At 40.2% G+C, this 4,015-nt stretch carries 5 protein-coding genes and 2 pseudogenes; 1 reads left to right on the forward strand and 6 read right to left on the reverse strand.

The window, feature by feature from the left end:
* Window positions 1-545: pseudogene (locus tag IQ228_RS22655) on the reverse strand (hypothetical protein); the annotation flags it as partial.
* A 76-nt stretch (window positions 546-621) separates the two neighbouring features.
* Here IQ228_RS22655 and tnpA point away from each other — a divergent pair.
* Window positions 622-1,018, forward strand: a pseudogene (gene tnpA / locus IQ228_RS22660) (IS200/IS605 family transposase).
* Between the two features lie 48 nt (window positions 1,019-1,066).
* Here the strand turns inward: tnpA and IQ228_RS22665 are convergent.
* The 5 genes from IQ228_RS22665 to IQ228_RS22685 all read right to left on the reverse strand — a co-directional run bounded on the left by IQ228_RS22665 (window position 1,067) and on the right by IQ228_RS22685 (window position 3,861).
* Window positions 1,067-1,258 (reverse strand): cation-transporting P-type ATPase, encoded by a 192-nt coding sequence (locus tag IQ228_RS22665; protein ID WP_228044024.1) that lies wholly within the window; start codon window positions 1,256-1,258, stop codon window positions 1,067-1,069.
* A 429-nt stretch (window positions 1,259-1,687) separates the two neighbouring features.
* The gene (locus tag IQ228_RS27505) at window positions 1,688-2,140 is read right to left on the reverse strand and encodes a CsbD family protein (protein ID WP_053538303.1); all 453 of its coding nucleotides are present in this window, start codon (window positions 2,138-2,140) and stop codon (window positions 1,688-1,690) included.
* A gap of 45 nt (window positions 2,141-2,185) precedes the next feature.
* On the reverse strand, window positions 2,186-2,656 hold the full coding sequence (locus IQ228_RS22675) for a BON domain-containing protein (protein ID WP_193964524.1): 471 nt from the start codon (window positions 2,654-2,656) through the stop codon (window positions 2,186-2,188).
* Between the two features lie 14 nt (window positions 2,657-2,670).
* Window positions 2,671-3,300: a general stress protein gene (locus tag IQ228_RS22680; protein WP_190383862.1), complete on the reverse strand. Its 630-nt coding sequence runs from the start codon at window positions 3,298-3,300 to the stop codon at window positions 2,671-2,673.
* A 384-nt stretch (window positions 3,301-3,684) separates the two neighbouring features.
* On the reverse strand, window positions 3,685-3,861 hold the full coding sequence (locus IQ228_RS22685) for a CsbD family protein (protein ID WP_072033607.1): 177 nt from the start codon (window positions 3,859-3,861) through the stop codon (window positions 3,685-3,687).
* Window positions 3,862-4,015: the final 154 nt, after the last annotated feature.

Genomic DNA, 4,015 nt, shown 5'->3' on the forward strand with positions numbered 1-4,015 from the left:
TAGCATCGGGGCTGATTAGATTCACGATTAACAGTTAATTTTACTTGTCCTGGCTTGAATTGAAATGTTTTAAAGTTGGCTGCTTTACGAAACGCAGGGAAACCCCTTTTGTGTTGAAAAAATCCGTTATAAGCAATATCTAATTTAGCTAAATTGCCTTGTAAAACATCTGAATTAATTCGGCTATACCATTCAGACTCAGAACGTAGTTCAGTTGTTCTCTTGCCTTGAATATCAGTCGCACTACCCCAGGTTAAACCATGCTTCTTACTATTTTTTGTTAACCCAGAGGACATTACACCATGCTTAACGACGGGGCAGGTCAAAGGGCAATAAGAACCATATTCAATACGACTATCTAAGTCTGAAAATGCGCCATATTGGTACATAACAGACTCATCTGATTTTTGGTTATTAGTTTCAAATCCGCGCTGACGTTCTGCTAAACAATAATTTCTGTGTTTCCGCAAAGTAACAAGCCACTCAGACATTAAGGCTTGTTGCCCAATATTCGGTTGTAGCTTGAATCTCCAGCGTATTTGCACAGGTTTATTTTGTTGATATGATTGACGATATAACTATCTTAGTCTACAATTTAAAGGAAGTCAATAGCTAAAATATATGAAAAAAAGTTCTTATGAATATCGGCATTATAATCACGCTGTCGGAGATTCATTTAGTCTGGATACCTAAACGCCGAAAAAAAGTGCTTGTAGGGAAAATCAGGGATAGGATTTTTGAGATATTTTCGGCATTAGCTATTGAAAAAGATTGGAATATTCGGGCGTTAGAAGTTGCACCAGATCACATTCATTTATTCGTAGAGATTCATCCAACTGATGCAATATTTCAGGTAGTTAAAGCATTTAAAGGACGCTCATCTAATTACCTAAGAAAAGAGTTCCCAGAATTAAAAAAGCTACCGTCACTTTGGACTAGCAGCTATTTCTTTTCAACTGCTGGAAACGTTGCTGCTGATACTATAGAAAGATATATTAATGACCCGCATCATGGTTGAGAATATTGGAAGCGGTTAAAACCGCACGAGTAGGCTTTCCCCCGCGCTCTAAAGAGACGCGGCTCCCAGCCTTCCCGCAATCTCCTGGTGGGATTGCTGTTTTTGCTTGAGGCTATTTGCACCGTACTTACTCAGGCGTTGTTTAGCTTCTTCACTGCTTAAACCTTGTGGGGTTGATTGTAACTGCACAAATATCTGGTCGGCAGATAAATTCCAAAAAGTGGCTAATTGTGAATTCATCAATGAATGTTAAAAGTAATTGTATTTCTGGTTAATTTAGGTTCTTCGGTTATTTTTATGGAAAACCTGGTTCAAAATCATTGAAAGCCTTATTGTGTAAGCATTTCATTGAAAATATGGAAATAATTGTTTATAACTCTTGTCCCGTAAGGGTTTTGTTATCATCAATCCTCAATCACCATAAAAGAGACGCAAGAGCCTTAGAGGTTGTTTGAAAACTTTTTCGTGTGGGATCTGACACCCGCAGATCCCCCTAAATCCCCCTTTTCAAGGGGGACTTTGAGGAATTTAGCCCCCCTTTGTAAGGGGGGTTGGGGGGATCTCGATTAATTCTGATACTTTTGAAACATCCTCTTAATTTCCAGCAAGTAAATCCTAAAAATGTTGGGTTTCCTTGCGTCAACCCAACCTACAAGTTTTAATTCAGGATTACTTAAAAGTGTTGCGAAGCTCTTCTTTCATTTTATTTGCTGGGTTACGAGATTCACTTTTTATATCATTAGTTTTTCCACCAGGTAGATACTTAGGGTTGACAATACTATTATCTATGGCTTTTTCAGTTTTAGCTTCAATATTTTTGGTGACTGCCCTTGATTTTGGTTGCCATTTTGCATCTTTTATATCTTCAACTGCACTACGAACTTTACTTTCAGCTTGCTTGGCTTTGCCCATGAATTGATCTTTTTTGTTTCCTGTCACATTACCTAAAGTTTCTTGAACTTTACCTTCAATATTTTTAGTTGTGGCTTCGACTCGATTCATGGTTGTGGCAATTTGAGTCTGGGCGAGACTAACCTCAGCAGTAAAAGCTGTGAAAATTCCCAGACAGAAAACTAAACTAATGATGAGAAAAAACTTGCGAACTTGTGAAAATAGATTCATGAAATTCTCCTTATTTATAGGTTGTTAATTAATAAATACTATCGGTTATAGTTTTGGACTGGGTACGGCTGGAACAATTTTGACTACAACTTTGACGCTTCTGACACCTTTGATTTCTTTAGCAAGAGAATTAATTTTATTTAGTTGTTCTTGAGTCTGGACATTCCCAACCACGACAACTGCCCCATCTTTAGCAGCCACAGTCAATTGACTAGAGGGAATATTCGCCTCCAACTTAGAACGAACCTCACTGGCAAGATCACTATTAGCGCGGGTTGCACTTCCTCCAATGACGTTATTGCGTTGCTCACGGGCGCGAATATCTGCGTTGAGTTGATCTCGACGAACTTGGCTAGTTGCGTCTTTTTGATTGGCTAGAATTGTTTTGTCTGTGGGAACTTCACCAGTTTTATCGGTAGTATCTGGCGCACTGCTGCTAGTTTTGGCTTTATTGTCACAAGCAACCGTTCCCAGAAGTAAAATGCTACTGAGGACAAAAGGCATAATTGCTTTCATAGTTTGCATCCCTTTTACACACGAGAGACAACAGGATTGGCAGAACGGCTAATAGTTGGACTATTGTAAACTTCCCATTCACGCATTCCCTTGTGTTTGAAAATGGTTTCTGCTCTCAGGATTTCCGCTTCTGTGCCATCTACAATTACTAAATAATCTCCGTCAACTACATAATCGTGATACACTTGCGCCCGATGTTCAGGGATTCCTAAACCTACTAAACTACCAATTAACCCACCAACTGCTGCTCCGATAGCTCCACCGGCTATAGTAGTAGCGATCGCTGTAGCTGCTGCTCCGGCTAACATAATTGGACCAATCCCTGGAATTGCTAGAGTTCCTAACCCAATTAGTAACCCTGCCAACCCCCCAACTGCTCCTCCTGCCTCGACTCCAGTTTTCGCGCCTTCCTCTACACGAGTGGTTTCATGAGTGGTTTCATGGCCGATTTCACGGGTTTCTGTTGGTTCTTGAACTCGTGTTTCACCAATTTGGTATCGCTGATTTAGATCTTCATCATGTTTAGCAATCACAGATACCTGATTCATGTCAAATCCATTATCTCGCAGTTCATTTAGAGCATCTTCTACTTCTTCGTGACTAGAAAATACTCCCACTGCTCGTTTATTATTAATCAAGGTCATTTTTTTATCCTTTCACAAGGGAAAAAGTGGCAGGTAACAAGGTAATTAAGAATTAGTTTGTAAGATCAAAAAAAGCCTTATTTCCCCCGCCCCTGCCTGGTAGTCTGTCAACCCGAAAATGACGGGTGAAGGCAAGCAGGGGGAGAAGAGAGGCAGGGGAGGCAGGGGAGGGAAGAACAGAAGTTTTTTCCGATCATTACCCGTCAAAATAAATTTGACGAACTACTAGTTAAGTAGTGAGACAGAATTAATTACACAATGTCATTGCGTAAGCGTTGCGTGGCGTTAGCCATATGGAACGAAGTGAAATGAAGCAATCCCAAGGGTTGTGATTGCTTCCCTTCCCTCGCAATGACTGTAAATATTTTTGTCCAATTACTTAATCTACTCGATCATTTCTTTGGCTTGATCCTTCACATCTTCAACTGCGTGGCGAACTTTGGCTTCTGCTTGTTTTGCCTTGCCTTCTGCTTGAGTTTTTGGATCTCCGGTTAAATCACCTACTGCTTCTTGAACCTTACCTTCAATGTTTTTGGCAGTTGCCTTAGCTCTATTTTTCATAAGAATACCCGGTAAGTGGGAAACTCAGCGTCTTTAGACCTGAGAGGGAAACGACACGAGCGGTTTTAACCGCTGTGGATATTAAAATTGAAACCAGATTTTTGATTGGAACCTGGAAACCAACTCCCATTTCTGGGGTAATGTTAGCTAGATG

The organism is Dolichospermum sp. LEGE 00246, assembly GCF_015207865.1.
GTDB lineage: Bacteria > Cyanobacteriota > Cyanobacteriia > Cyanobacteriales > Nostocaceae > Dolichospermum > Dolichospermum heterosporum.

Coding starts and splice junctions, on each gene's coding strand:
- IQ228_RS22680 (WP_190383862.1), bottom strand. CDS start 3,300: ATGACCTTGATTAATAATAAACGAGCAGTGGGAGTATTTTCTAGTCAC.
- IQ228_RS22675 (WP_193964524.1), bottom strand. CDS start 2,656: ATGAAAGCAATTATGCCTTTTGTCCTCAGTAGCATTTTACTTCTGGGA.
- IQ228_RS22685 (WP_072033607.1), bottom strand. CDS start 3,861: ATGAAAAATAGAGCTAAGGCAACTGCCAAAAACATTGAAGGTAAGGTT.
- IQ228_RS22665 (WP_228044024.1), bottom strand. CDS start 1,258: ATGAATTCACAATTAGCCACTTTTTGGAATTTATCTGCCGACCAGATA.
- IQ228_RS27505 (WP_053538303.1), bottom strand. CDS start 2,140: ATGAATCTATTTTCACAAGTTCGCAAGTTTTTTCTCATCATTAGTTTA.